Genomic DNA, 24,902 nt, shown 5'->3' on the forward strand with positions numbered 1-24,902 from the left:
GTCAGCCCCGGTACAGCGCCTCGATCTCGTCAGCGAAGTCCTTCGCCACCACGTTGCGCTTCAGCTTCAGCGACGGCGTGATGTGGCCGGACTCCTCCGTGAACTGGGAGGGAAGAATGCGGAATTTCCGCACCGATTCCGCCTTGGAAACCGCCGCGTTGCCGTCGTCCACGGCCTTCTGGACGGCGGCGATGAGGTCCGCGTCCTCGCGCAGCTCGGCTGCCGTGACCCCGGCGGGCTTGCCGTTGTCCGCGGCCCACTTGCCGAGGAACTCCTCGTCGATGGTGACCAGCGCCGCCACGAACGGCCTCGCGTCACCCACCACCATGCACTCCGCGACCAGCGCGTGCGCGCGGATCCGGTCCTCGATCACGGCGGGCGCCACGTTCTTGCCGCCGGCCGTGACGATGAGCTCCTTCTTGCGGCCGGTGATCGCGAGGTAGCCGTCCTCGTCGAGGGTGCCGACGTCGCCGGTGTGGAACCAGCCGTCGGTCAGGGCCTCGGCGGTGGCCGTCTCGTTCTTCCAGTACTCCTTGAAGATGTGCTCGCCGTGCAGCAGCACCTCGCCGTCGTCGGCGATCCGCACCACCGAGCCCGGCAGCGGCTGGCCGACCATGCCGATCTTCTGGCGGTCCCACGGGTTGAAGGCGGTGGCCGCGCAGGACTCGGTCAGGCCGTAGCCCTCCAGCACCGTGAAGCCGATGCCGCGGAAGAAGTGCCCGAGCCGCTCGCCCAGGGGCGCGCCGCCGGAGATCGCGTACTCGCCGCGGCCGCCGAGGACCCCGTGCAGCTTGCTGTAGACCAGCTTCGTGAACAGCTTGTGCTTGAGCCGCAGCCCGAAGGACGGGCCGCCCGGGTTGTCCAGCGCACGGCTGTACGCGATGGCCGTCTCGGCCGCCGCGTCGAAGATCTTGCCCTTGCCGTCGGCCTGGGCCTTGGCGCGCGCCGAGTTGTAGACCTTCTCGAAGACGCGCGGGACCCCGAGGATCAGCGTCGGCCGGAAGGACTGGAGCTCGTCGGTGAGGTTCTTGATGTCCGGTACGCAGCCCAGCCGGATCGGCGCCAGCACGGCCGCCACCTCCACCAGGCGCCCGAAGACGTGCGCGGCCGGCAGGAACAGGAGCACCGAGCACTCGCCGGTGCGGAAGAGGGGCTTCAGGCGCTCCACCACGTTGCCGCACTCGGCGAAGAAGTTGCGGTGGGTCAGCACGCAGCCCTTGGGGCGGCCGGTGGTGCCCGAGGTGTAGACGATGGTGGCGGCGTCGTCGGCACCGGCGAGGCTGCTGCGCTCGTCGACCTCGGCGTCGGTGACCCCGGCGCCGGCGGCCTTGAGGGTCTCCAGCGCGCCCTGCTCGATCTCCCAGACCTCGCGCAGCTCGGGCAGCCGGTCGCGCAGGGCGGCCACGGACGCGCCGTGCCCGGGGGACTCCACGACGACCGCGACGGCGCCGGAGTCACCGAGGATCCACTGGATCTGCTCGGGGGAGCTGGTCTCGTACACGGGGACGGTGACGCCGCCCGCGCTCCAGATCGCGAAGTCGAACAGCACCCACTCGTAGCGCGTGCGGGAGATCAGCGCGACGCGGTCGCCGGGGCGGACGCCGGAGGCGATCAGGCCCTTGGCCGCGGCACGGACCTCGGCGAGGAACTCGGTCGCCGTCACGTCCAGCCACTTGCCGTCGACCTTGCGGGCCATGACGGCGGTGTCTGGATGCTGAGCGGCGTTGCGGCGGATGAGATCCGTCAGGTTCCCGTCCGACGGGACCTCGTACAGGGCCGGAAGGCTGAACTCGCGCAAGACTGCTGCTCCTCTGGGCGCCATCGCCACGTGTGGACCGACCGGACGTTACCCACCGGTAGTGGGTTCCCGATAGAGGGAACCGGCCAGATGTTCCCTGCGTCACATGACGCGGCCTTATCGTGCCGACGATAGTCGACCCCGCTCGAGACTCGGAAGTAACCGCAGGTCCGGCTGGTTGGAGGGGTGCCCCTACCCCGCGTGGCCAAGCGCCCCTAGGGTTGGCGCATGGGTGGCAGCATGCGTGGCGGGAAAAGCGGCAATCGGATCCACGTCGTCAGCGACGTCCACGGCAACACGGGGGCCCTCGCCCGGGCCGGCGACGGCGCCGACGCGCTGATCTGCCTCGGTGACCTGGTCCTCTTCCTCGACTACGCGGACCACTCGCGCGGCATCTTCCCCGACCTGTTCGGCGTCGGGAACGCCGACCGCATCGTCGAGCTGCGCACCGCGCGCCGCTTCGACGAGGCGCGCGAATTCGGCCGCCGGCTCTGGGACGGGCTTGACCGGGAGCGGCTGATCGAGGGCGCGGTGCGCCGCCAGTACGCCGAGATGTTCGCCGCCTTCCCCACTCCCACGTACGCCACCTACGGCAACGTCGACGTCCCGGGACTGTGGCAGGAGTACGCGGGCCCGGGCCTGACCGTCCTCGACGGCCAGCGGGCGGAGATCGGCGGCCTGGTCTTCGGCTTCGTCGGCGGCGGCCTGCCCTCGCCGAGCCGCACCCCGTACGAGATCCCGGAGGAGGAGTACGCCGCCAAGGTGGAGGCGCTCGGCGAGGTCGACGTACTGTGCTCGCACATCCCGCCCGAGGTGCCCGAGCTCTGCTACGACACGGTCGCGCGCCGGTTCGAACGCGGGAGCGAGGCGCTTCTGGCCGCGATCCGCCGGACCCGGCCGCGGTACGCGCTCTTCGGGCACGTGCACCAGCCGCTCGCCCGGCGGATGCGGATCGGCGGCACGGAGTGCGTGAACGTCGGGCACTTCGCGGCGACCGGACTGCCATGGGCCCTGGAGTGGTGAGGTCTGCGCGCGCGGTAGCCTTCGAGCGGCGGCCGGAGGCCGCACACTTCCTCGAACACTCCCCGGAGGAGCGACCGCGATGGCGGAACACACCAGCTCAAGCATCACGATCGAGGCTGCGCCGGCCGACGTGATGGCCGTGATCGCCGACTTCGCCCGCTACCCCGAGTGGACCGGCGAGGTGAAGGAGGCCGAGGTGCTGGCCGCCGACGCCGAGGGCCGGGCCGAGAAGGTACGGCTGCTGCTCGACGCCGGAGCGATCAAGGACGACCACACCCTCAGCTACACCTGGAAGGGTGCGGACGAGGTCAGCTGGACCCTGGACAAGTCCCAGATGCTCCGCCAGCTCGACGGCTCGTACCTGCTGGCCCCGCTGGACGGCGGCAAGCGTACCGAGGTCACCTACCAGCTGACCGTGGACGTCAAGATCCCGATGCTGGGCATGATCAAGCGCAAGGCGGAGAAGGTCATCATCGACCGCGCCCTGGCCGGCCTGAAGAAGCGCGTCGAGTCCGGAGCCTGACCTCCTGCGGGGGACCCCGGTTCCAGCCCCGCCGGCGTTCGAGGCGCGGGGGTACGGGGGCGGAGCCCCCGCAGTGCCGCGCAGCGAAACCACGACCCCGGAGCACCCGCACCATGAGCATGCTGCTGATCACCGGCCCCGGAGGGGCGGGGCGGACGACCGTCGCCGCCGCCACGGCCCTCGCCGCGGCCCGCGGCGGACAGCGGGTGCTGGTGCTCTCCGGGGACCCCGGCGACCCGATGGCCGCCCTGGTCGGCGCGCCGGCCGGGGAGCCCGCCGAGCTCGCGCCGGGACTCCGCGCCGCACCGGTCGCGCCGAACCTGTGGGCCGGCCGCATCGACTCCGGCGAGGAGTTCCGCCAGGAGCTCGTCGCCCTCCAGGAGCGCGGCTCCGCCCTCCTCGGCATGGTCGGGGCCCGCCCGCTCGGCGCCGAAGAGCTCACCGAGCTGCCCGGCGCCGAACAGTTCGCGCTGCTGCGCGCCCTGCGGCGGGCCGCCGCCCTGCCCGCCTTCGACCTGGTCGTCGTGGACATGCCCCCGCTGCACGAGGCCGTGGCCACCCTCGCCCTCCCCGCACAGCTGCGCCGCTACCTGGCCCGGCTGCTGCCCCGGGAACGGCAGGCGGCCCGCGCCCTGCGCCCCGTACTCGCACAGCTGGCCGGGGTGCCGATGCCCGCGCAGTGGCTGTACGAGGCCGCCGCGCGCTGGGACGAGGAGCTGGCCGCCGTCCAGGCCGTCGTGGAGGCCGCCACCACCCGTGTCCGGCTCGTCGCCGAGCCGGGTCCGGCCGCCCGCGCCGCCCTGCGCACCGGAGCGCTCGGGCTCGCCCTGCACCAGGTCCGGATCGGCGACCTCGTCGTCAACCGGCTGGTGCCGAAGGACTCCGCCGATCCGTGGCTCGCCTCCCTCGCCGCCCAGCAGCGCGCATTCGCCGACCAGTGGGGCCCCGACGTGCCCCTGCGGGAACTCGCCCACCTGGGACGGGACCCGCGCGGCCCCGCCGACCTGGCGGAGCTGGCCGGGTCGCTGGAGCCGGCCGGCTCCGCCGGGGAGACCGGGGAGACCGGGGAGACCGGGGAGACCGGGGAGACCGGGGAGACCGGCGCCGCCGACGGGCCCCGGCCCGCCTGGCCCGTCGAGGACCGGCTCGCCGATGACGGGGTACTCGTCTGGGCGGTTCCGCTGCCCCGGGCCGAGAAGCGCGACCTCGACCTGGTCCGCCGCGGCGATGAGCTGCTGCTCACGGTGGGCCCGTACCGAAGGATCGTTTCGCTGCCCGGGGCGCTGCGCCGCTGCACGGTCTCCGGCGCGGCCCTGGCGGACGACGAGCTCCGCATCCGCTTCACCCCGGACCCGGATCTGTGGCCCCGCGCGCGCTGAACGCCGTACCCCCATTCGGGTAACGTCGGAGGTAGCCCGTACCGCCCGCCCAGCAGCCGCCGCAGGAGAGTCCGCCATGAGCGAGGCCACCGACCGCCCCACCGACGACGACGCCTGGGCCAAGGCCTGCGCCGAGGACCTGGCCGCGGAGAAGGAGCGGCGCCGGGCGGACCAGGGCGCCGGGGCCACGGGGACCGCCGCCGAGGAGCTGTTCAAGCTCTTCGGAGCAGTCGCCGACAAGGTCTCGGCCCTCAACAACCCGCTGCTCGGCGTCGCGGCCCAGGGCGCCGTGCGCCAGATCGTCGACCAGGCGAAGAACGCGGCCAAACCCGTCATCGAGCGCAACCCCGAGGTCTTCGACCACCTCGCCGCGGCCGGATCCGAGCTGCTCGCCGCCTACCGCTCGGCGGTCGAGGGCCACGAGCGCCGCTGGACCCGCGACGAGCCGGCCGCCGGCCGGGAGAAGGACCCCCGCGACGACCCCCGTGACGAGGGTGACGGCGGTCCCACCGAGCGGATCGATCTCGACTGATCCTCTTGTTCACTCGGGTACCGTTGGCGACGGCGGGGTTTGACCGGAAACCGAGGGACTAATGGGACTCACCATCGGCGTCGACATCGGCGGCACGAAGATCGCGGCCGGCGTGGTCGACGAAGAGGGCACGATCCTTGAGACGTACAAGGTGCCCACCCCGCCGACCGCGGACGGAGTGACGGACGCGATCTGCGCCGCCGTCTCCGAAGTCAGCAGCAACCACACCATCGACGCCGTCGGCATCGGCGCCGCCGGATACGTGGACGACAAGCGCGCGACCGTGCTCTTCGCGCCGAACATCAACTGGCGCCACGAGCCGCTGAAGGACAAGGTCGAGCAGCGCATCGGCCTGCCGGTCGTCGTCGAGAACGACGCGAACTGCGCGGCCTGGGGCGAGTACCGCTTCGGCGCCGGCCAGGGCCACGAGGACGTCATCTGCATCACCCTCGGCACCGGCCTGGGCGGCGGCATCATCATCGGCAACAAGCTGCGGCGCGGACGCTTCGGCGTCGCCGCCGAGTTCGGCCACATCCGGGTCGTCCCGGACGGCCTGCTCTGCGGGTGCGGCAGCCAGGGCTGCTGGGAGCAGTACGCCTCCGGGCGCGCGCTCGTCCGGTACGCGAAGCAGCGCGCGAACGCCACCCCGGAGCGGGCGCAGATCCTCCTCGCGCTGGGCGACGGCACGCCCGAGGGCATCGAGGGCAAGCACATCAGCGAGGCCGCGCGGCAGGGCGACGCCGTCGCGGTGGACTCCTTCCGCGAACTGGCCCGCTGGGCCGGCGCGGGTCTCGCGGACCTGGCCTCCCTCTTCGACCCGTCGGCGTTCATCGTCGGCGGCGGGGTCTCCGACGAGGGCGAGCTCGTCCTCGACCCGATCCGCAAGTCGTTCCGGCGCTGGCTGATCGGCGGCCAGTGGCGGCCGCACGCCCAGGTGCTCGCCGCGCAGCTCGGCGGCAAGGCGGGCCTCGTCGGCGCCGCGGACCTGGCCCGCCAGGGCTGACCCGTACGACTCGAACTGCCCGCCGCGCCCCCTGGGGAGCGGCGGGCAGTCTGGCTATGTTGCCCGTATGGATTTGCCGAACTCCCACACTGCCGCAGATGGTTCCGCCGTGATCCGGGTGCTCAGCTACAACATCCGCTCGCTGCGCGACGACGAGGAGGCGCTGGCCCGGGTGATCCGGGCCTGCGCGCCCGACCTGGTGTTCGTACAGGAGGCGCCGCGGTTCTTCCGGTGGCGCAAGCACGCGGCGAGGCTGGCCGCGAAGTCCGAGCTGGTCGTGCTGTCGGGCGGCGCCACCGCCGCCGGGCCGCTGCTGCTGTGCTCGCTACGGGCCTTCGTGGAACGCACCGAGGACGTGCTGCTCCCGCTGACGCCCGGCCGCCACCGGCGGGGCTTCGCCACCGCAGTCGTCCGCTTCGGGCAGGCGCGGGTCGGGGTCGTCAGCGCCCACCTGTCGCTCGACCCCACGGAGCGGCGGGCCCAGGCGGACCTCCTGCTGGAGCGCCTCGCGGCGATGGATGCGCCGTACGGGATCGCGGCCGGCGACATCAATGAGGGCCCGGCCGGCCCCTCGTTCACCCGGCTCGCCGGCGCCCTCCAGGACTGCCACGCCGTCGCCCCGTGGGGAGGGGGCCCGACCTTCCCTTCACGGGCCCCGGACCGCCGGATCGACGCCGTGTTCGCCACGAGGAACGCGAAGGTCCTGGCCTGCGGGGTCCCTGCGGGGCTGCCTGGCGTGACCCCCGCCGACTTCCCCGCGGCTACGGACCACCTCCCGGTCCTGGCCTCCCTGCACCTGCGGGCCCCGTAGCCCTGGGGCTCCGCCCCGGACCCCGCGCCCCCGCCCCGCGCCCGCCGGAGTCCGGCGCAGCGGCCCGAAGCCCGCGAAGCGGTGCGGGGGGCGCGCGGAAGGTCAGACCACGGCGCCGCGGCCCGGGTCGTCGTCATCGTCGTCGCCCTGCGACATACGGGCCACCAGCGTCGCGAACCCGCCCAGGAAGCCCCCGATGCCCAGGGTCGTCAGCCACCAGGTCATCTCCCACTGGAGGACGACGGCCAGGAGCAGCAGCACCGGCCCGCCCACCACCGCCAGCCACGCGAACTTCGACGTCGTGTCCGCCGGCGGCAGCTCCGGCTCCGGCGGGACGAAGTGGCCCTCCTCCGCCCGGTCGGCCTCCGTCAGGTCCCCGTCCTCGGGCTCCGCCAGCGAGTGGTCGCGGGGGCCGCCCACCCCGACGCCCGGGGCGAACACCACCGAGCTGCCCAGCGGCGCGGCCGCCGCCGGCGGCTCTTGCGGCTCCGGCTTCACGTCCTCCTCCGGGAGCAGCAGGTTCTCGATCGGCTTGAACGGCCGCGACCCCGGCGGGTCCGGCGGCTCCTGCCCGTACCCGGCGACGATCGCCGCCCACGCCGCTTCCTCGTCCAGCGGCGGAACACCGCCGGACTGCTCCTCGTGCTCAGCCACCCGCCTCCGCCCCCTCCCTGCCCACGCTCTCCGCCAGTCGGCCGACGAACGCATAGCTGTCCGCGAAGATCCGCTCCGCGTCATGGTCCAACGTCGCGACGTGGTAGCTCTGTTCCAGCAGGGTCTCGGTGACGTCCGTCGACGAGACCCGCGCCAGGATCCGCGCCGAGTCGGCCGGCGGCACGACGTGGTCCTGCGGGCTGTGCAGCAGCAGCACCGGCTGCGTGACCTGCGGCAGTTCGGCGTCCACCAGCTGCAGGAACTTGCGCAGCGAGTGCGCGGCGCGGGTCGGGACGCGGTCGTAGCCGACCTCCTCGGAGCCCGGCTTCGCGATGTCGCTGGCGATGCCCGGCGTGGAGCGGATGAGGTGCTTGGTGACGGGAAGGGTGACGGCCAGCGGGTCGTGCACCTTGTTGGCCGGGTTGACCAGCACGATCCCGCTGATCGCGTCCCCGTGCTTGGCCGCCAGCCGCAGCGTGAGCGCGCCGCCCATCGACAGCCCGAAGACGAACACCTGCTCGCATCGCTCCAGCAGCTCCCGCAGCGCGCGGTCCACCTCGGCGTACCAGTCCTGCCAGCCCGTGAGCTGCATGTCCTGCCAGCGCGTCCCGTGTCCGGGCAGCAGGGGGAGGGACACCGTCAGCCCCTGCCCGGCGAGATACTCGGCCCAGGGACGCAGGGACTGCGGGGAACCGGTGAAGCCGTGGCAGAGGAGGACGCCGACCTCTCCGCCCTCGTGGCGGAACGGCTCGGCTCCAGGGAGGACGGGCACCAGGATCTCCTTGGTCATGAGGGTTGGCGGGTGCGTTGCTCTGTGTGACTTCACCGTACGCGACCGGGATGGCACCGACCAGGGTCGTCGGGCCGCTCCGGGCGGAGCCAGGGGATAAGGTCTGTTCGACAGACACAGGAAGGCTTTCGAGTTGATCTACGGCGCAATGAAGTTCTCCATCGGCGGTTCCCTGAAGCTCGCCTTCAGGCCGTGGGTGGAGGGCCTCGAGAACATTCCCGCGGAGGGGCCGGCGATCCTCGCGAGCAACCACCTGTCCTTCTCCGACTCCTTCTTCCTCCCGGCCGTGCTGGACCGGAAGGTCACCTTCATCGCGAAGGCGGAGTACTTCACCTCCCCGGGTGTCAAGGGCAGGCTGACGGCCGCCTTCTTCAAGGGCGTCGGCCAGCTCCCGGTGGACCGCTCCGGTGCGCGCGGGGCCGGCGAGGCCGCGATCAAGAGCGGCATCGAGGTCATCGAACGCGGGGAGCTGTTCGGTATTTACCCCGAGGGCACGCGTTCACCCGACGGCCGCCTCTACCGCGGCAAGCCCGGCGGTCTGGCCCGAGTGGCCCTGGCCACCGGCGCACCCGTGATCCCCGTGGCGATGATCGACACGGAGAAGATCCAGCCGCCCGGCAAGGTGGTCCCCAAGCTGATGCGCCCGGGCATCCGGATCGGCAAGCCGCTGGACTTCAGCCGCTACCACGGCATGGACGGCGACCGCTTCATCCTCCGCTCGGTGACCGACGAGGTCATGTACGAGATCATGAAGCTGTCGGGCCAGGAGTACGTGGACATCTACGCGACGGCGGCCAAGCGCCAGATGGCCGACGCCGAGAAGGCCGCCAAGAACGAGAGGGCCGCCGAGAAGGCAGCCGCGGACAAGAGCGCCGAGGCCGACAAGAACGCGGCCGACAAGAGCGCGGAGTAGCAGTACGGGCGGTACCGCCCGCGAAGTGTGGGTGGGGGAGATGGCCAAACGCGAGCGCGTCGTACGCATGTCGGTCGAGCAGCCGCTCTGGCGGGCGCTGACCGCCTACCGGTTGCTCACCATGGTCTACGCGGTACTGCTCTTCGCCTCCGCGTACAAGGAGTTCGACCGGCCCTGGATAGCGATCGGCTACCTCGCCCTCCTCGCCGTCTGGACCCTGGTCACCCTCCCCAAGGTGGCGAACGCCGCCAGCTGCACCAAGCGCTTCCTCTGCGCCGACCTCACCGTCGCCTGCGTGGGGATCCTGCTCACCCCGCTCGCGGACGCCCACGAGCGGATCGTCGCCGGCGGCCCGACCCTGCCCACCATCTGGACCGCCGGCTCCGTCCTCGCCTTCGCCATCAAGGGCGGCTGGCGCTGGGCCTGTTTCGCCTCCAGCTTCGTCGCCGCCGCCAACATCGTCCAGCGGGGCGCCCCCACCCGGGACACCCTGCACAACGTCCTGCTGGTCTGGGTCGCCTCCGTCGCGATCGGCTACGTCGTCGAGGTCGCCCGGGCCAGTGAGGCCACCCTCGCCCGCGCCCTGGAGATCGAGGCCGCCACCCGCGAGCGCGAGCGCCTGGCCCGCGACATCCACGACGGGGTCCTCCAGGTCCTGGCCATGGTCCAGCGGCGCGGCACCGACCTCGGCGGGGAGGCCGCCGAGCTCGGCCGGATGGCGGGGGAGCAGGAGGTCGCGCTGCGCACGCTGGTCTCCAGCGGGCTGCTGCCCGCCTCCCGGATCTCCCGCGACGAGTCGCGGGGCGCGCTGGTGGCCGCGTACGAGGTGGAGGAGCCGGGGGCCGACGAGGGCGAGCTGGATCTGCGCACGCTCCTCGCCCCGCACGCCGGCTCGCGGGTGAGTTTCGCCGAGCCGGGCACCCCGGTACCGCTGCCGGTTCCCGCCGCGCGGGAGCTGGCCGCGGCGGTCGGAGCCGCCCTCGACAACGTGCGCAAGCACGCCGGTGAGGGGGCCAGGGCCTGGATCCTGGTCGAGGACTGGGGCGACGAGGTGATCGTGACCGTCCGGGACGACGGCCCGGGCATCCCGGCCGGCCGGCTCGACCAGGCGGAGGGCGAGGGCCGCATGGGGGTGGCCCTGTCCATCCGCGGCCGGCTGCGGGACCTCGGCGGCAGCGCCGAGCTGGTGTCCGTCCCCGGGCAGGGCACCGAAGTGGAACTGAAAGTACCGAGGGGGAGAACCCAGTGAACGAGCCGAGCCAGCCGAGCCACCCGAGCGTGCCGGGCGACATCAAGGTGATGGTCGTCGACGACCACCCCATGTGGCGGGACGCGGTCGCCCGCGACCTCGGTGCCGCGGGCTACGACGTGGTGGCCACCGCCGGCGACGGCCCCGAAGCGGTACGCCGGGCCCGCGCGGCCGCCCCCCACGTGCTGGTCCTCGACCTCAACCTGCCCGGCATGCCCGGGGTCCAGGTCTGCAAGGAGCTCGTCGGCGCCAACCCGGCCCTGCGGGTGCTCGTCCTGTCCGCGAGCGGAGAGCACGCCGACGTCCTGGAGGCGGTGAAGTCCGGCGCGACCGGCTACCTGCTGAAGTCGGCGGGCGCCCAGGAGCTCATCGACGCCGTCCGCCGCACGGCGGCCGGCGACCCGGTGTTCACCCCGGGCCTGGCCGGCCTCGTCCTCGGCGAGTACCGCCGCCTGGCCACCGACCCGCTCCCGGCCGCCGCCGACGTCCCCAAGGCACCGCAACTGACCGACCGCGAGACCGAGGTGCTGCGACTGGTGGCCAAGGGCCTCTCGTACAAGCAGATCGCGGAACGCCTGGTCATCTCCCACCGCACGGTGCAGAACCACGTGCAGAACACCCTGGGCAAACTCCAGCTGCACAACCGCGTCGAGCTCGTCCGGTACGCGATCGAGCGCGGCCTCGACGACGCGTAGGCGCGGTCGTACGTCGTACTTACGTCCTCGTACGAGTGAACGGGCGTACGCAACGCCCCGTGATTCCACCGGAATTGACCCATCCGGCGCCCTTGCTGTGACCTGAGTCACCACTAGCGTGGCCGTCATGGCGAAGGGAGATTCAATGAAGGTCGGAGTGCTGACCGGTGGCGGCGACTGCCCCGGGCTCAACGCGGTGATCCGGGGCGTGGTCCGCAAGGGCGTCCAGGAGTACGGCTACGGGTTCATCGGATTCAAGGACGGCTGGCGCGGTGCGGTCGAGGGGGACACCGTCCCCCTGGACATCCCCACCGTACGCGGGATCCTGCCCCGCGGCGGGACCATCCTCGGCTCCTCGCGCACCAACCCGCTCAAGCAGGAGAACGGGGTGCGCCTGATCAAGGAGAACCTCGCCAAGTACGAGGTCGACGCGCTCGTCGCGATCGGCGGCGAGGACACCCTGGGCGTGGCCGCCGAGCTGTACGGGGAGTACGGCATCCCGTGCGTCGGCGTCCCCAAGACGATCGACAACGACCTCTCGGCCACCGACTACACCTTCGGCTTCGACACGGCCGTCGGCATCGCGACCGAGGCCATCGACCGGCTGCACACCACGGCCGAGTCGCACATGCGGGTGCTGGTCGTCGAGGTGATGGGCCGCCACGCGGGCTGGATCGCCCTGCACTCGGGGCTGGCGGGCGGCGCCAACGTCATCCTCATCCCCGAGCAGCGCTTCGACATGGACCAGGTGTGCGCCTGGGTGACCTCCCGGTTCAAGGCGAGCTACGCGCCGATCGTGGTCGTCGCGGAGGGGGCGATGCCCAAGGACGGGGAGCTGGTCCTCAAGGACGCCACCAAGGACTCCTTCGGGCACGTCCGGCTGTCGGGCGTGGGCGAGTGGCTGGCCAAGGAGATCGAGGCGCGGACCGGCAAGGAGGCCCGTACGACGGTGCTCGGGCACGTCCAGCGGGGCGGCACGCCGAGCGCGTTCGACCGGTGGCTGGCGACCCGGTTCGGGCTGCACGCGATCGACGCGGTGCGCGACGGCGACTTCGGCATGATGGTCGCGCTGAAGGGGACGGACATCGTGCGGGTGCCGATCGCGGAGGCGACGGCGAAGCTGAAGACGGTGGATCCGGCGCTCTACCAGGAGGTCGGGGTCTTCTTCGGCTGAGCCGGGGCGCGAGGGCGGACCATGGGTCGTAAGGTGACAAAAGACCCATGGTCCGAGGTACGGGAGCAAGCGTGGAGATCCTGGCATTCGGTGTCACCGCCGACGAGAAGCCGCTCCTGGAGCGCGCCTTCGCGGGGCAGCACGAGGTCCGCTGTCTCGACGTCTTCCTGAGCGAGGACACCGCGCCCATCGCGGCCGGGTACGAGATCGTCTCGTCGAGCGTGAACGCCGACCTGAACGGCCGGGTGCTGCGCACCCTGGCGGCGGGCGGGACGAGGATGATCGCCCAGCGGTCCACCGGCTTCAACAACATCGACCTGGACGTGGCCCGGCAACTGGGCATGACGGTCAGCCGGGTCTCGTACTACTCGCCGTACTCGGTGGCCGAGTTCGCCTGGACCCTGGCCATGGCCGTGAACCGGCGGATCGTCCGGGCCTCGAACCGGACGCGCGACTTCGACTTCCGGCTGAACGGACTCATGGGCCGGGACATGCGCGGCCGTACCGTGGGCGTGATCGGCACCGGCAAGATCGGCGAGGCGTTCACGCGGATCGCGCACGGCTTCGGGATGAACCTGCTGGGCTGGGACGTCGCGCAGAACCCGGCCTGCGTGGAACTGGGCATGAAGTACGTGGACAAGGACGAGCTGCTCGCGTCGGCCGACCTGATCAGCCTGCACGTGCCGCTGCTGGAGTCGACGCACCACATCATCGACTCGGCGGCGCTGAAGACGATGAAGGACGACGCCCTGCTGGTGAACTCCAGCCGGGGCGGACTGGTGGACACCGACGCCCTGGTGGACGAACTGCGCGCCGGCCGCTTCGCGGGCGTCGGCCTGGACGTGTACGAGGCGGAGGCCGGGGTCTTCTTCCTGGACAAGTCCCTGGAGGCGGTGGAGGACGACACCCTGGCCCGGCTGATCACCTTCCCGAACGTGGTGGTCACCTCGCACCAGGCGTACTACACGCACGACGCGGTGGGCCAGATCATCGACACCACCGCGCGGAACGTGGCCGACTACACGGCCGGCCGCCGCTCCGAGAACACCCTGGTGCCGCCGGCCCCCTGACGCGGGGAGGCGGGGCCGGGCCCCGCCTCCCGCACAGCGGTCAGGCCGGGGTGCGGACGCCCGTCAGCAGGTCGCGCACCAGCTCCGCGCCCCGCAGGGTGAGCACCGACTCCGGGTGGAACTGGACCCCCGCGAAGCCCGACGCGGAGCGCAGGGCGTGGACCTCGCCGGTCGCGGTGTCGCGGGCGATCTCCACCCCCGACAGTGCCAGCCGGGCCTCGTTGGCGTCGTCGCAGTGCGCCGTGAACGTGTTGTAGAACCCGACGACCTCCTGCGCCCCGAACAGGTCGATCCGGGTCTGCGCGCCCTGGGCCGGCTCCGCCTTGCGGATCAGCGGCAGGCCCAGCTCCGCGGCCAGCAGCTCGTGCCCGAGGCAGACGCCCAGGATCCCGCCCCGGTGCGAGGCCAGCAGTTCCGCCGCCAGGCCGCGCAGCAGCCTCATCTTCGGGTCCGCCGACTCCGCCGGGTTGCCCGGACCGGGGCCCAGGACTACGGGTCCGTCCCAGGCCAGGGCGGCGGCCCGCAGCCCCGGGTCGTCGAAGCGGCGTACGGTCACGTCCAAACCGGCAACCCGCAGCACGTGGCCCAGCATCGCCGTGAAGGTGTCCTCGCCGTCCACCACCAGCGCGTGGCCCGTCACCGGCACCGGCCGTTCCTGCATCCGGAGCCAGAACGGCGCCAGGTCCTGCCGGCGTGCCGCGAGGGCCGCCTGGACCCGGGGGTCGTCGGCCAGCCGCGCCCCGCCGAAGGCCGGCCGGGGGGCCGCGGGCCGCACCCCGAGCGCCGCGAGCACCCCGGCCGCCTTGGCGTGGGTCTCCGCGACCTCGCCCGCCGGGTCGGAGTGGCGCACCAGCGTCGCGCCGACCGGCACCCGCAGGGTCCCGTCGGCGGCGATGTCCGCGGTGCGGATCAGGATGGGGGAGTCCACCGTCTGGCCGCCGGAGGAGTCCAGCCCCAGCAGGGCCAGCGCGCCCGCGTAGTAGCCGCGGCCGCCGGTCTCGTACCGCTCGATCACCCGGCAGGCGTTCTGCACGGGGGAGCCGGTCACCGTCGCGGCGAACATCGTCTCGCGCAGCACCTCCCGCGCGTCCAGCGAGGTCCGGCCGCGCAGCTCGTACTCGGTGTGCGCGAGGTGGGCCATCTCCTTCAGGCGCGGCCCGACGACGACGCCGCCGCGGTCGCCGACCGTGCACATCATCTTCAGTTCCTCGTCGACCACCATCGACAGTTCCTCGGTCTCCTTGCGGTCGCCGAGGAAGGCGAGGAGCGACTCGGCGGTCGGACCGCCGGCCGGATAGCGGTAGGTGCCGCTGATGGGGTTCATCACGACGGTTCCGCCGGTCATCCGCACGTGCACCTCGGGGCTGGCCCCGACGAGCGTGCGGTCGCCGGTGTGGACGACGTACGTCCAGTACGCGCCCCGCTCGCCCTCCAGCAGCCGCCGGAACAGGGCGAGGGCGTCGGCCCGCCCGAAGCCGTCGATCCGGCCCTCGTAGGTGCGCCGGATGACGAAGTTCGCGCCCTCGCCGCGGCCGATCTCGTCCTCGATGACGCGCTCGACGGTGGCCGCGTACTCCTCGTCGGGGACGTCGAAGCCGCCGCCCTCGACCCGTACGTCGTGCGCGGGCAGCGCGGCGAGCGCCTCGGCGAGCGGGATCTCGTACGCCTCCTCGGCGGCCAGCACGCTCAGCGGCGTGCCGTCGTCGCGTACGTCGAACCCGCGCTCCCGGATCTGCCGGAAGGGGACGAGGGCGAGGGTGGGCAGCTCACGGACGGGGAGGTCGGCGAGCCGCTCCGCCTCGTGGACCGGGCCGATCAGGACCTCGACGGTGTCGTGGTCCCGGCCCGGGGTGCGCCGGCGCAGCAGGGCGAACGGCGGGCAGGAGTCGTCGAGCAGGCGGCTGAGCTTGCTGGGTCGCATGGGACTGGGGCGTCCTTCCGGTGGAGGTGGGAGGGACGGCCCGGTGACTCGGCGCAGATACGCCGAAGGCCGCCCCTCGGGGCGGCCTTCGCGTCGCTGTCAGTGTGTACGCGCGAGAGGTGGGCCGCCGGGAGCGGTCCACCACCAGTTCTGGTTCGCTTGCGAGTACATGCACCGCACCCTAGTCCAAGTCGGCCCCATCGCGCTGTACTGAACCCATACCGGCCCCTGAACCTTGGATTCCGTTCATCCGGGGGGTCCGAACCTTCGAGAATCTTCGTCTCACCTGGTGGGCGGCTGGCCAGAGGGGCCCTGTTACGCCGTAATGTGTACGGGGTGACCGTGAACGCTGAGACCCAAGCCCTCGCCGCCAAGGCGACCTGGCGAGACCTTCCCGCGGCGCAGCAGCCTTCGTACCCCGATGCCGAGGCTGTGCGCGCTGTCGTCGCGGACCTCGAGTCGTATCCGCCGCTCGTCTTCGCAGGCGAGTGCGACCAGCTGCGCGCCCGCCTGGGAGCCGTCGCCAAGGGCGAGGCGTTCCTGCTGCAGGGCGGCGACTGTGCCGAGGCCTTCGACGCCGTGTCCGCCGAGCACATCCGCGCGAAGCTGAAGACGCTGCTCCAGATGAGCGCCGTCCTGACGTACGCGGCCTCCGTGCCCGTCGTCAAGGTCGGCCGCATCGCCGGCCAGTACTCCAAGCCGCGCTCCAAGGACACCGAGACCCGCGACGGCGTCACCCTGCCGACCTACCGCGGTGACTCCGTCAACGGCTTCGCCTTCACCGAAGAGGCCCGGATCCCGGACCCCGAGCGGCTGAAGCGCATGTACCACGCGTCGGCCTCGACGCTGAACCTGGTGCGCGCCTTCACCACCGGTGGTTACGCCGACCTGCGCCAGGTGCACGCCTGGAACCAGGACTTCGTGAAGTCGTCCCCCTCCGGACAGCGCTACGAGCAGCTGGCCCGCGAGATCGACAACGCGCTGAACTTCATGAAGGCCTGCGGCACCGACCCGGCCGAGTTCAAGGCCGTCGAGTTCTACGCCTCGCACGAGGCGCTGCTGCTCGACTACGAGGGCGCGCTGACCCGCACGGACTCGCGTACCGGCAAGCTGTACGACACCTCCGGCCACATGGTCTGGATCGGTGAGCGCACCCGCCAGCTGGACCACGCGCACATCGAGTTCTGCTCGCAGATCGCCAACCCGATCGGCATCAAGCTCGGCCCCACCACCACGGTGGACGAGGCGCTCACGTACATCGACCGCCTGGACCCCGAGCGCGAGCCGGGCCGGCTGACGTTCGTCGTCCGCATGGGTGCCGACAAGGTCCGCGAGAAGCTCCCCGAGCTCGTCGAGAAGGTCACCGCTTCGGGCGCGACCGTCGTCTGGGTCACCGACCCGATGCACGGCAACACCTTCGAGGCGGCCTCCGGCCACAAGACGCGCCGTTTCGACGACGTGCTCGACGAGGTCAAGGGCTTCTTCGAGGTCCACAAGGACCTGGGCACGCACCCGGGCGGCATCCACGTCGAGCTCACCGGTGACGACGTCACCGAGTGCGTGGGCGGCGGCGACGAGATCTTCGTCGACGACCTGCACCAGCGCTACGAGACGGCCTGCGACCCGAGGCTCAACCGCAGCCAGTCCCTGGACCTGGCGTTCCTGGTCGCGGAGATGTACCGCGACCAGTAGGGATCAGTCAGTAGGTTCATACGGCGCTGGGGCGCGGATCGATGTGATCCGCGCCCCAGTGCCGTATCCGGGTCTTTTAGGGAACCCTAAGTTTGGGTAGGGTTAGGTAAGCCTCACCGAATAGGGGATGGCTCGCTCGACCATTCCGCTCAGGGAGGTGAACCGCGTGTACGTCTGCTCTTGCTTCGGGATCACCGACAAGCAGGTCAAGGATCACGCGGCCGCCGGTGCCTGCACCCCCCGCCAGATAGCCTCGGCCACCAAGGCCGGAACCGACTGCGGCTCCTGCGTGCGGACCATCCAGGGCCTCCTCGGCCGCGGGGCCTGCCCGCGCCGGGAACTGCTGGAGAAGGGCAATGCGGCGGCCGTGCTCGCCGCCGACCCCCTGACCGCGGAGCCGGAGCCGGCTCTGGTCGAGGCCGCCTAGCCCGTCGGTCGCCCGGCCCGGCGGTCCGCGCCGGTCTAGCTGGGCTGCTCGATCAGCTGTGCGATGTAGAGCGCCTCACCGATGCTCTCGATGAGCTCCAGCTGGGTGTCGAGGTAGTCGATGTGGTGCTCCTCGTCCTCCAGGATCTCCTCGAACAGCCGCGCCGAGGTGACGTCGCCCTTGCCGCGCATGACCTCGATGCCGCGCTTGAGGCGGTCGATGGCCTCGACCTCGACCTGCCGGTCCGCCTGGAACATCTCGGTGAGGGTCTGGCCGACCCGCACGTGGAAGAGGCGCTGGTAGTTCGGCAGACCGTCGAGCATCAGGATGCGCTCGGTGATCTTGTCCGCGTGCTTCATCTCATCGATGGACTCTTCACGCGTGTACTTGGCGAGCTTGGTCCAGCCCTTGTTGTCCTGGATCCGGTAGTGGAGCCAGTACTGGTTGATGGCCGTGAGCTCGCCGGTCAGCTGCTCGTTGAGAAACTCAAGGACCTCGGGGTCGCCCTGCATTGCAGAGGCTCCTTCCAGGCAATGTCAGCTATGTGACGGGGCAGGTGCGCGCATCCTTGCACCGCCGCAAGGGGCCGTCCAGTAAGTGCCTCCTTAGTGGGAGTTGCCGTGACTTGCCCGAATCGGGCCGAACCTGGTCATGACCACCCCGGCAAGTCTGTCACCATGGAGTCATGGGTCAGCCGGAAAGCCGGGAATCTCCGGGGTCAGAGCAACTGGAGCTCCCTCCCGGGCAGCGGTTGCAGCGGGGCTGGCCGGTCACCCATTACGGGCCCGTGCCCAAGTTCAAGCCGGACCGCTGGGAGTTCCGCGTATTCGGCGCGACGGCCGACGGCGAGAAGCACTGCTGGAACCACGAGGAGTTCACGGCCCTGCCGTTCGACTCGGTCGTGGCGGACCTGCACTGCGTGACGAAGTTCAGCATGACGGGTGCCGAGTGGGGCGGTGTGCTCACCCGCCGGATCCTCGAACTTGCACCCCCGGCCCCGCAGGCCACCCACGTGATGGTGTGGGCCGAGTACGGCTTCAGCTCCAACATGCGACTGGCCGACTTCGCTTCCGAGCGGGCCCTGTTCGCCACCCACCAGGGCGGTGAACTGCTCACCGCCGAGCACGGTTTCCCGCTGCGGCTCGTGGTCCCGCACCTGTACGCCTGGAAGGGCCCCAAGTGGGTGCGCGGCATCGAGTACATGACCGCCGACCGGCGGGGCTTCTGGGAGGAGCGGGGCTACCACAACATCGGCGACCCCTGGCGCGAGCAGCGCTACTCGTACCAGGAGGAGCCGGGGGACGGCCCCGAACTCTGATCCCGCCCGGGGTTCAGTGGTGGTACCGGTGGACGACCGCGTGGCCCTTGCCGCGGCCGATCATCCACTTGTTGACCGGGGTCGTCACGACGAACGCGAAGGCGAGCGAGAGGGCGAGCACGGTCCAGAACAGCGGCTCCGAGAGGTGTGCGTCCATCGCACCCGGCCATGTGGCGATCACGCCGTTGTCGACCAGTTCCATGACGGCGATCGAAAGGGTGTCCGCCGCGAGCGCCACCCGGACGGCCGTACGGAAGTCCACTCCGGCGGCCAGGATCCCGCGCAGTGTGAGCGCGTAGCCGAAGAAGAAGGCCAGGACGATCGCCAGGGCCATCGTCGGCAGGTTCCCCCAGCCCAGTGCGGTGCCGATGACCATCCCGAGCACCTCGCCGATGGCGCATCCCGTGAGGCAGTGGAGGGTGGCCCGTGCGGCCATGGCCCAGCTGACCTTGCCGGCGCCCGTGTGGTTCCCGTGTGCGTGCTGGTGCTGGTGTGCGTGCTGGTGTGAGTGCTCGTGCGTGTGCTCGTGCTCCATGACGACCCCCAGGTGGGAATGGCGTACAGCGGCTCTGCCGATATGACAGAACCGTATACCCCCCTGGGGTATTCCTCAACGGGTCACCCGAGCTCGCGCAGCTCCTTCAGCAGGGCGATGTCCGCCGCGTGTCCTTCCTTGCCGCCCGGCGTCTCGATGATCAGCGGCACGCCCTCCATCGCGGGATGCGTGAACAGCTCGGCGAAGGCGTCCCGCCCGATGTGGCCCTGGCCGATGTTCGCGTGCCGGTCCTTGTGGGCGCCCACGCCCTCCTTGGAGTCGTTCGCGTGCACCAGCTTCAGCCGGCCCTCGCCCACCGTCTCCACCAGCAGGTCCAGCGTCTGCTTCGCCCCGCCCGGCTCCGCCAGGTCGTGCCCCGCCGCGAAGATGTGGCAGGTGTCCAGGCAGATCCCGAGCTTCGGATGGTGGTCGAGCGCCTCGAAGTACGGGCCGAAGTCCCAGGTCCGCGAACACAGCGAGGAACCCTGCCCGGCCGTGGACTCCAGCAGCAGGAACGGGTCGTCGTCGTGCGTCAGCTCGTCCAGCAGCGGCAGCATGTGCTCCCTGACCTGCGCGTACGCCGCCTCGCGCGGCCGACCGCCGGTCGCCGAGCCGGTGTGCACGACCACCCCGAGCGCGCCGATCTCCCGGCCGCGGCGCAGCGAATGCCGCAACGACTCCACCGACTTCTCCACCGTGGCCTCGGTGTGCGAGCCGAAGTTGATCAGGTACGGCGCGTGCACGTACGCCGGTACGGAAGCGGCCGCGCACTGCTCGCGGAAGAGCTCGTCCTGCGCGGGATTGCCGACCGGGGTGGCCCAGCCGCGCGGATTGGCGACGAAGACCTGGACGGCCTCGGCGCCCATCTCGCGGGCGTACGTCATCCCGACCGAGGCGAGCCCGCCCGCGACGGGGATGTGCCCGCCCACTGGATTGCGGCCCATTGAATTGCTCATGGCGTGCGCTTACAGCCCCTTGGTCCTGATGGTGATCGTGCCGCCCTCGGGGGCGTTCTGGCCGCCCGGTACCGACTGGGAGTCCACGGTGTTGCTGAAGGACAGGAAGGGCCGGTCCACCTTCACCTTGAAGCCGGCCGCCTCCAGCGCCTTGCGGGCCGTGTCCACGTCCTGGCCGGTCACGTCCGGCACCGGCAGCTGGCGGGGGCCCTTGGACACGGTGAGCGTCACCGTGTCACCGGCGGCGGCCTGGGTGCCGGCGCCGACCGACTGACCCGCGACCGTGCCCGCCGGCGAGGGGGAGTTGACCTGGTCGGGAGCCGTCTCCACCTTCAGCCCGAGGCTCTCCAGGGCCGCCCGGGCCTGGTCCACGCCCTTGCCGGACACGTTCGGGACCGGCACCGGCCGGCCCTTGCTCACCACCAGCGCGACCGCCGTGTCGGGGGCCCGCTTCTGGCCGCCCGCCGGGTCGGAGCTGATCACCGAGCCCTGGGCCACCTCCTGGCTGAAGGCCTGCGTGACGATCCCGGGCGCCAGACCGGCGGACGTCAGCTCGGCCTTGGCCGCCTCCAGCGGCTTGCCCTTGAGGTCGGGCACCGGGATGACCTGGGGGCCGCGGGAGATGGTCAGGACCACCGCCCCGTTGCCGCGGATGCGCTTGCCGCCCGGGGGATCGGTGTTCATCACCGTCCCGCGGTCGAAGGCGTCGCTGAACTTCCGGTCGACCCGCTTCACGCCGAGGCCCGAGGCGGCCAGCTGGGCCTTGGCCTGCGCCTCGGTCTTGCCCAGCAGGTTGGGGACCTGGGTGAACTGGCCGACGCTGATGTACCAGACGCCCGTACCGAGACCCAGGGCCAGCAGGACGCCCGCGATGACCAGCAGCGTGCCGCGGCGCGGTCCGCGCCGCCTGCCCGGCGCCGGGGCCGGGGCGGGGGGCAGGACCGGCGGCACCGCCAGCCGGGAGGTGTGGTTCACGGACTGCTGCCGGTCCGCCACCGGGCGCGGGATCACGCTGGTGCGGTCCTCGGCGGCGGTCCGCACCTCGGCCGTCGCCTGCGGCGGTACGGCGTCCAGCTCGGCGTCGCTGAGCTGCGCGCGGGCCTCGATGGCCAGGCCGAGGAGGGCGGCGGCGTCGTAGGGGCGCAGCTCGGGGTTGCGGGCGGTCGCGGTCAGGGCGAGCTGGTCGAGGCAGGCGGGCAGCCCGGGGACGGCGGCCGACGGGGGCGGGACGTCCTCGTTGAGGTGCTGGAAGAGCACCTGGGCGGGGGAGTCGCCGGTGTGCGGCTTGGCGCCGGTGAGCATCTCGTACAGGACGACACCGCAGGCGTAGACGTCCACGCGGGTGTCGGTGACGCCGTTCTCGATCTGCTCGGGCGCGAGGTAGGAGACGGTGCCGAGGACGGAACCGGTGGTGTTGGTGACGGAGTCGACGGACCGGACCAGCCCGAAGTCGGCGACCTTGACCCGGCCGTCGTCGCCGATCAGGACGTTCTCGGGCTTCATGTCCCGGTGCACGAACCCGGCCCGGTGCGCGGCGCCGAGCGCGGCGAGGACGGGTTCGAGGATGTCGAGGGCGGCCCGCGGCTGGAGGGCGCCGCGCTCGCGGAGCACGTCGCGCAGGGTGCAGCCGGAGACGTACTCCATGGCGAGGTACGTGTACGGGCCGTCGGTGCCCTGGTCGAAGACGGCCACCACGTTGGGGTGGGCGAGGCGGGCGACGGACTTGGCCTCGCGGATGAAGCGGTCGACGAAGGCGGCGTCGGCGGCGAGCGCCGGGTGCATGACCTTCAGCGCGAGGACGCGGTCGAGGCGGGTGTCGACGGCCCGGTAGACCGTGGCCATGCCGCCGGCCGCGATGCGGGCGTCGACGCGGTAGCGGCCGTCGAGCACGCGCCCGACGAGGGGGTCTTCCAGGGTCGTATCCACCCGGCCGATTCTACGAGCGCGGCATGTCCCCCCGGACCGGGTGGTCCACCCTTGCAGCGCACCTGTGACTTCTCCGGCTCGACGCGCCGCCCGCGAGGCCCGGTGCGGGGCCCCGGGCGGGGCTCCGCCCGGGCCCGGACCTCGAACGCCGGACGGGCTGGAACCACCCGCCCCGCCAGGGGCGCCGCGAGGTCAGAACGCCGGGCGTTCCGGGTCCAGGGCGGCGCGGCCCTCCGTCGGGGAGGAGGGGTCCGCGAAGCGGCGCTGGGGGATGCGGCCCGCGCGGAAGGCCAGCCGGCCCGCCGAGACGGCGTCCCGCATGGCCGCCGCCATCAGCGCGGGGGACTGGGCCCGGGTGACGGCCGAGGCCAGCATGACCCCCGCACACCCCAGCTCCATGGCCAGGGCGGCGTCCGAGGCCGTACCGGCGCCCGCGTCCAGGATCACCGGGACCCCGGCCCGCTCCACGATCAGCTCGAAGTTGTGGGGATTGCGGATCCCCATCCCCGACCCGATCGGAGAGCCCAGCGGCATGATCGCCGCGCAGCCCACGTCCTCCAGCTTCCGCGCCAGCACCGGATCGTCGTTCGTGTACGGCAGCACCGTGAAGCCCTCGTCCACCAGGACCTCCGCCGCGTCCAGCAGCTCGACCCCGTCCGGCAGGAGGGTCCGCTCGTCCGCGACGACCTCCAGTTTGACCCAGTCCGTACCCAGGGCCTCCCGCGCCAGCCGCGCCGTCAGCACGGCCTCGCCCGCCGTGAAGCAGCCCGCGGTGTTCGGCAGGACCGCGATGTCCAGCTTCGAGAGCACGGACAGGACCGAGCCCTGGACCGTCGGATCCAGCCGGCGCATCGCCACCGTGGTGAGTTCGGTGCCGGAGGCGACCAGGGCCCGTTCCAGGACGTCCAGGCTCGGGGCCCCGCCCGTACCCATGATCAGGCGGGAGGAGAAGGAGCGGCCGCCCAGCAGGAAGGTGTCGTCGCTCATGCCCCTCAACCCCCCTGGACCGCGGTGAGGATCTCGACCCGGTCGCCGTCGCCCACCGCGGTGGCGGGCCACTGGCCGCGCGGGACCACGGTCTCGTTGAGCGCGGCCGCGACCCCGGACGGGGCGGTGGTCAGCGCGGCGACCACCGTGTCGAGGGTGGTGCCGGCGGCGACCTCGCGCGGCTCGCCGTTGACCGAGACGGAGACGGAGAGGGTCATGCGTACGACTCCTGACGGGTGAGGGCGAAGCGGCGCGGGGTGAAGGGGCGTGCGATCTCCGGCAGTTCGCCGGTGGTCAGCAGCTCCGTCATGACGTCCCCGGTCAGCGGGGTCAGCAGCACCCCGTTGCGGTAGTGCCCGGTGGCGAGGTGGAGGCCCGGCAGTTCGGTCGGGCCGAGCAGCGGCGCGTTGTCCGGTGAGCCCGGCCGCAGTCCCGCCCGCGTCTCGGTGAGCGGGAGCTCGGTGATGCCGGGCACCAGCTCGTGGGCGTCGCGCAGGAGTTCGTAGACCCCGCCGGCGGTGACGGTGGTGTCCCAGCCGAGCTCCTCGCTGGTGGCGCCGACGACCAGTTCGCCGTTCTCGCGCGGGACCAGGTAGATGTGGCTGCCGCGCACCACGGCCCGTACCGTCCGGGACAGGAACGGCGCGTACGCGGGAGGCACGGACAGGCGCAGCACCTGCCCCTTCACCGGCCGTACGGGGGGCACCGCCTGCGCCGGTACGCCGGCCAGCCGGCCGCTGAGCGAGCCCGCGGCCAGCACCACCTGGTCGGCGAGCAGCTCCGTACCGCCGTCGAGCCGCGCACCGCCGGCCCGGTCGGCGGTGACGAGCAGCCGCTCGGCGCCCGCCCGGTGGATGTCCACCCCGGCCCGCTCGCAGGCGGCCAGCAGCGCCGCCGCCAGCCGGCGGGGGTCCACCTGGTGGTCGCCGTCCACGCGCAGGCCGCCGCGGACACCCGGGGCCAGCATCGGCTCCAGGCGGCGGCACTCGCGCCCGGTCAGCCACTCCGACTCCAGGCCGCAGCGGCGCTGCAGGGCGTGCAGCTCGCGCAGGTGGAGGCGGTCGTCGGCGTCGAGGGCCACGGCGAGGGTGCCGCAGGCCCGGTAGCCGATGTCCAGCCCGCCGCTCGCGTCGGCGAGTTCGGCGGCGAACTCCGGGTAGCGCGCGGCGGAGGCGAGGTTCAGCCCGAGCAGGGTCTCCTCGCCGTAGTGCAGCTCGGTGACGGCGGCGAGCATGCCCGCCGCGACCTGGGCGGCGCCGCCGCCGGGCGCCGGATCGGCGAGCGCGGTGCGCAGCCCCGTACGGGCCGCGCGCCAGGCGGTGACCAGGCCGATGATCCCGCCCCCGATGACGAGGACGTCGTATCCCGGTTTTCCGCTTCTTCGGTATGCGTGCATGGGCGTCCAGCCCCTCCCTTCGCCGGCATGACCCGGATCAGGTTCGTACGGTCGGAGGCCGGCCAGCCTCCCTCTCAGCCCGGTGCGCCCGGACTCCCGCGATAGGTACGGTGGCCAGACTAACCCCGCC

Annotated in this window: 25 protein-coding genes and 1 riboswitch; of the genes, 14 read left to right on the forward strand and 11 right to left on the reverse strand. The window is 72.1% G+C overall.

From position 1 onward, the window contains the following. Position 1: 1 nt before the first annotated feature. Positions 2-1,798 (reverse strand): AMP-dependent synthetase/ligase, encoded by a 1,797-nt coding sequence (locus AB0M99_RS05345; protein WP_365917316.1) that lies wholly within the window; start codon positions 1,796-1,798, stop codon positions 2-4. 228 nt (positions 1,799-2,026) lie between these two features. On the opposite strand from AB0M99_RS05345, the gene AB0M99_RS05350 reads away from it, so the two are divergent. From AB0M99_RS05350 to AB0M99_RS05375, 6 genes are all read left to right on the forward strand, one after another. Next, a complete protein-coding gene (locus tag AB0M99_RS05350) occupies positions 2,027-2,821 on the forward strand; it encodes a metallophosphoesterase (RefSeq protein ID WP_365917317.1) in 795 nt (264 codons plus the stop codon). A gap of 79 nt (positions 2,822-2,900) precedes the next feature. Beyond that, positions 2,901-3,344 (forward strand): SRPBCC family protein, encoded by a 444-nt coding sequence (locus AB0M99_RS05355; RefSeq protein WP_365917318.1) that lies wholly within the window; start codon positions 2,901-2,903, stop codon positions 3,342-3,344. Positions 3,345-3,457: 113 nt separating this feature from the next. Beyond that, complete coding sequence (locus AB0M99_RS05360; protein ID WP_365917319.1) at positions 3,458-4,723, forward strand: ArsA-related P-loop ATPase; 1,266 nt, start codon at positions 3,458-3,460, stop codon at positions 4,721-4,723. Positions 4,724-4,799: 76 nt separating this feature from the next. Next, complete coding sequence (locus tag AB0M99_RS05365) at positions 4,800-5,255, forward strand: DUF5304 domain-containing protein (protein WP_365917320.1); 456 nt, start codon at positions 4,800-4,802, stop codon at positions 5,253-5,255. 61 nt (positions 5,256-5,316) lie between these two features. Then, complete coding sequence (locus AB0M99_RS05370; RefSeq protein ID WP_365917321.1) at positions 5,317-6,258, forward strand: ROK family glucokinase; 942 nt, start codon at positions 5,317-5,319, stop codon at positions 6,256-6,258. 67 nt (positions 6,259-6,325) lie between these two features. Then, entirely contained in the window at positions 6,326-7,069 is a 744-nt protein-coding gene (locus AB0M99_RS05375; RefSeq protein WP_365917322.1) for an endonuclease/exonuclease/phosphatase family protein, read from the forward strand. 102 nt (positions 7,070-7,171) lie between these two features. Here AB0M99_RS05375 and AB0M99_RS05380 read toward each other — a convergent pair whose 3' ends face one another. Together AB0M99_RS05380 and AB0M99_RS05385 are read right to left on the reverse strand one after the other, a co-directional pair. Next, on the reverse strand, positions 7,172-7,723 hold the full coding sequence (locus AB0M99_RS05380; RefSeq protein ID WP_365917323.1) for a hypothetical protein: 552 nt from the start codon (positions 7,721-7,723) through the stop codon (positions 7,172-7,174). After that, complete coding sequence (locus AB0M99_RS05385; protein WP_365917389.1) at positions 7,716-8,495, reverse strand: alpha/beta fold hydrolase; 780 nt, start codon at positions 8,493-8,495, stop codon at positions 7,716-7,718. The genes AB0M99_RS05380 and AB0M99_RS05385 overlap by 8 nt, the downstream gene beginning before the upstream one ends. 166 nt (positions 8,496-8,661) lie before the next feature. Here AB0M99_RS05385 and AB0M99_RS05390 point away from each other — a divergent pair, with 166 nt between their 5' ends. From AB0M99_RS05390 to AB0M99_RS05410, 5 genes are all read left to right on the forward strand, one after another. Further along, positions 8,662-9,426, forward strand: a complete 765-nt coding sequence (locus AB0M99_RS05390) for a 1-acyl-sn-glycerol-3-phosphate acyltransferase (RefSeq protein ID WP_365917390.1) — start codon at positions 8,662-8,664, stop codon at positions 9,424-9,426. A 40-nt stretch (positions 9,427-9,466) separates the two neighbouring features. Continuing rightward, on the forward strand, positions 9,467-10,675 hold the full coding sequence (locus AB0M99_RS05395) for a DUF5931 domain-containing protein (RefSeq protein ID WP_365917324.1): 1,209 nt from the start codon (positions 9,467-9,469) through the stop codon (positions 10,673-10,675). A 50-nt stretch (positions 10,676-10,725) separates the two neighbouring features. Continuing rightward, positions 10,726-11,370, forward strand: coding sequence for a response regulator transcription factor (locus AB0M99_RS05400; RefSeq protein ID WP_365917391.1), 645 nt, complete (start codon positions 10,726-10,728; stop codon positions 11,368-11,370). A 145-nt stretch (positions 11,371-11,515) separates the two neighbouring features. Beyond that, a complete protein-coding gene (locus AB0M99_RS05405) occupies positions 11,516-12,544 on the forward strand; it encodes a 6-phosphofructokinase (protein ID WP_365917392.1) in 1,029 nt (342 codons plus the stop codon). Positions 12,545-12,615: 71 nt separating this feature from the next. Beyond that, complete coding sequence (locus tag AB0M99_RS05410; RefSeq protein WP_365917325.1) at positions 12,616-13,614, forward strand: 2-hydroxyacid dehydrogenase; 999 nt, start codon at positions 12,616-12,618, stop codon at positions 13,612-13,614. Positions 13,615-13,654: 40 nt separating this feature from the next. Here the strand turns inward: AB0M99_RS05410 and AB0M99_RS05415 are convergent, their stop codons facing one another. After that, a complete protein-coding gene (locus AB0M99_RS05415; RefSeq protein WP_365917326.1) occupies positions 13,655-15,535 on the reverse strand; it encodes an anthranilate synthase family protein in 1,881 nt (626 codons plus the stop codon). 336 nt (positions 15,536-15,871) lie between these two features. Between AB0M99_RS05415 and AB0M99_RS05420 the strand changes: the two genes are divergently transcribed. Next, positions 15,872-17,227 (forward strand): class II 3-deoxy-7-phosphoheptulonate synthase, encoded by a 1,356-nt coding sequence (locus AB0M99_RS05420; RefSeq protein WP_365917327.1) that lies wholly within the window; start codon positions 15,872-15,874, stop codon positions 17,225-17,227. Between the two features lie 166 nt (positions 17,228-17,393). Then, positions 17,394-17,654, forward strand: a complete 261-nt coding sequence (locus tag AB0M99_RS05425; protein ID WP_365917328.1) for a (2Fe-2S)-binding protein — start codon at positions 17,394-17,396, stop codon at positions 17,652-17,654. Between the two features lie 35 nt (positions 17,655-17,689). Here AB0M99_RS05425 and bfr read toward each other — a convergent pair whose 3' ends face one another. After that, complete coding sequence (bfr, locus tag AB0M99_RS05430; RefSeq protein WP_112446344.1) at positions 17,690-18,166, reverse strand: bacterioferritin; 477 nt, start codon at positions 18,164-18,166, stop codon at positions 17,690-17,692. Between the two features lie 173 nt (positions 18,167-18,339). On the opposite strand from bfr, the gene AB0M99_RS05435 reads away from it, so the two are divergent. Next, on the forward strand, positions 18,340-18,972 hold the full coding sequence (locus AB0M99_RS05435; protein ID WP_365917329.1) for a sulfite oxidase-like oxidoreductase: 633 nt from the start codon (positions 18,340-18,342) through the stop codon (positions 18,970-18,972). 13 nt (positions 18,973-18,985) lie between these two features. Here the strand turns inward: AB0M99_RS05435 and AB0M99_RS05440 are convergent, their stop codons facing one another. From AB0M99_RS05440 to thiO, 6 genes are all read right to left on the reverse strand, one after another. After that, entirely contained in the window at positions 18,986-19,507 is a 522-nt protein-coding gene (locus AB0M99_RS05440) for a DUF4396 domain-containing protein (protein ID WP_365917330.1), read from the reverse strand. 83 nt (positions 19,508-19,590) lie between these two features. Continuing rightward, a complete protein-coding gene (locus AB0M99_RS05445; RefSeq protein WP_365917331.1) occupies positions 19,591-20,463 on the reverse strand; it encodes a deoxyribonuclease IV in 873 nt (290 codons plus the stop codon). A gap of 9 nt (positions 20,464-20,472) precedes the next feature. Continuing rightward, positions 20,473-22,389: a Stk1 family PASTA domain-containing Ser/Thr kinase gene (gene pknB / locus AB0M99_RS05450; RefSeq protein WP_365917332.1), complete on the reverse strand. Its 1,917-nt coding sequence runs from the start codon at positions 22,387-22,389 to the stop codon at positions 20,473-20,475. Positions 22,390-22,581: 192 nt separating this feature from the next. After that, positions 22,582-23,376 carry a thiazole synthase gene (locus AB0M99_RS05455; protein ID WP_365917333.1) on the reverse strand — a complete coding sequence of 265 codons (795 nt, stop codon included), beginning with the start codon at positions 23,374-23,376 and terminating at the stop codon, positions 22,582-22,584. A 5-nt stretch (positions 23,377-23,381) separates the two neighbouring features. Beyond that, complete coding sequence (gene thiS / locus AB0M99_RS05460) at positions 23,382-23,594, reverse strand: sulfur carrier protein ThiS (RefSeq protein ID WP_365917334.1); 213 nt, start codon at positions 23,592-23,594, stop codon at positions 23,382-23,384. Further along, positions 23,591-24,772, reverse strand: a complete 1,182-nt coding sequence (thiO, locus tag AB0M99_RS05465; protein ID WP_365917335.1) for a glycine oxidase ThiO — start codon at positions 24,770-24,772, stop codon at positions 23,591-23,593. The genes thiS and thiO overlap by 4 nt, the downstream gene beginning before the upstream one ends. Further along, a riboswitch (TPP riboswitch) is annotated at positions 24,770-24,882 on the reverse strand. Its footprint overlaps the gene before it by 3 nt. Between the last annotated feature and the right edge of the window lie 20 nt (positions 24,883-24,902).

The organism is Streptomyces sp. NPDC051183 (genome assembly GCF_040682455.1).
Taxonomy (GTDB): Bacteria; Actinomycetota; Actinomycetes; order Streptomycetales; family Streptomycetaceae; genus Streptomyces.

Excerpts from the sequence above, each read along its gene's own strand:
- AB0M99_RS05350 (WP_365917317.1), top strand. The coding sequence starts at position 2,027 with ATGGGTGGCAGCATGCGTGGCGGGAAAAGCGGCAATCGGATCCACGTC.
- AB0M99_RS05355 (WP_365917318.1), top strand. The coding sequence starts at position 2,901 with ATGGCGGAACACACCAGCTCAAGCATCACGATCGAGGCTGCGCCGGCC.
- AB0M99_RS05360 (WP_365917319.1), top strand. The coding sequence starts at position 3,458 with ATGAGCATGCTGCTGATCACCGGCCCCGGAGGGGCGGGGCGGACGACC.
- AB0M99_RS05365 (WP_365917320.1), top strand. The coding sequence starts at position 4,800 with ATGAGCGAGGCCACCGACCGCCCCACCGACGACGACGCCTGGGCCAAG.
- AB0M99_RS05370 (WP_365917321.1), top strand. The coding sequence starts at position 5,317 with ATGGGACTCACCATCGGCGTCGACATCGGCGGCACGAAGATCGCGGCC.
- AB0M99_RS05375 (WP_365917322.1), top strand. The coding sequence starts at position 6,326 with ATGGATTTGCCGAACTCCCACACTGCCGCAGATGGTTCCGCCGTGATC.
- AB0M99_RS05390 (WP_365917390.1), top strand. The coding sequence starts at position 8,662 with ATGAAGTTCTCCATCGGCGGTTCCCTGAAGCTCGCCTTCAGGCCGTGG.
- AB0M99_RS05395 (WP_365917324.1), top strand. The coding sequence starts at position 9,467 with ATGGCCAAACGCGAGCGCGTCGTACGCATGTCGGTCGAGCAGCCGCTC.
- AB0M99_RS05400 (WP_365917391.1), top strand. The coding sequence starts at position 10,726 with ATGGTCGTCGACGACCACCCCATGTGGCGGGACGCGGTCGCCCGCGAC.
- AB0M99_RS05405 (WP_365917392.1), top strand. The coding sequence starts at position 11,516 with ATGAAGGTCGGAGTGCTGACCGGTGGCGGCGACTGCCCCGGGCTCAAC.
- AB0M99_RS05415 (WP_365917326.1), bottom strand. The coding sequence starts at position 15,535 with ATGCGACCCAGCAAGCTCAGCCGCCTGCTCGACGACTCCTGCCCGCCG.
- bfr (WP_112446344.1), bottom strand. The coding sequence starts at position 18,166 with ATGCAGGGCGACCCCGAGGTCCTTGAGTTTCTCAACGAGCAGCTGACC.
- AB0M99_RS05435 (WP_365917329.1), top strand. The coding sequence starts at position 18,340 with ATGGGTCAGCCGGAAAGCCGGGAATCTCCGGGGTCAGAGCAACTGGAG.
- AB0M99_RS05440 (WP_365917330.1), bottom strand. The coding sequence starts at position 19,507 with ATGGAGCACGAGCACACGCACGAGCACTCACACCAGCACGCACACCAG.
- AB0M99_RS05445 (WP_365917331.1), bottom strand. The coding sequence starts at position 20,463 with ATGAGCAATTCAATGGGCCGCAATCCAGTGGGCGGGCACATCCCCGTC.
- AB0M99_RS05455 (WP_365917333.1), bottom strand. The coding sequence starts at position 23,376 with ATGAGCGACGACACCTTCCTGCTGGGCGGCCGCTCCTTCTCCTCCCGC.
- thiS (WP_365917334.1), bottom strand. The coding sequence starts at position 23,594 with ATGACCCTCTCCGTCTCCGTCTCGGTCAACGGCGAGCCGCGCGAGGTC.
- thiO (WP_365917335.1), bottom strand. The coding sequence starts at position 24,772 with ATGCACGCATACCGAAGAAGCGGAAAACCGGGATACGACGTCCTCGTC.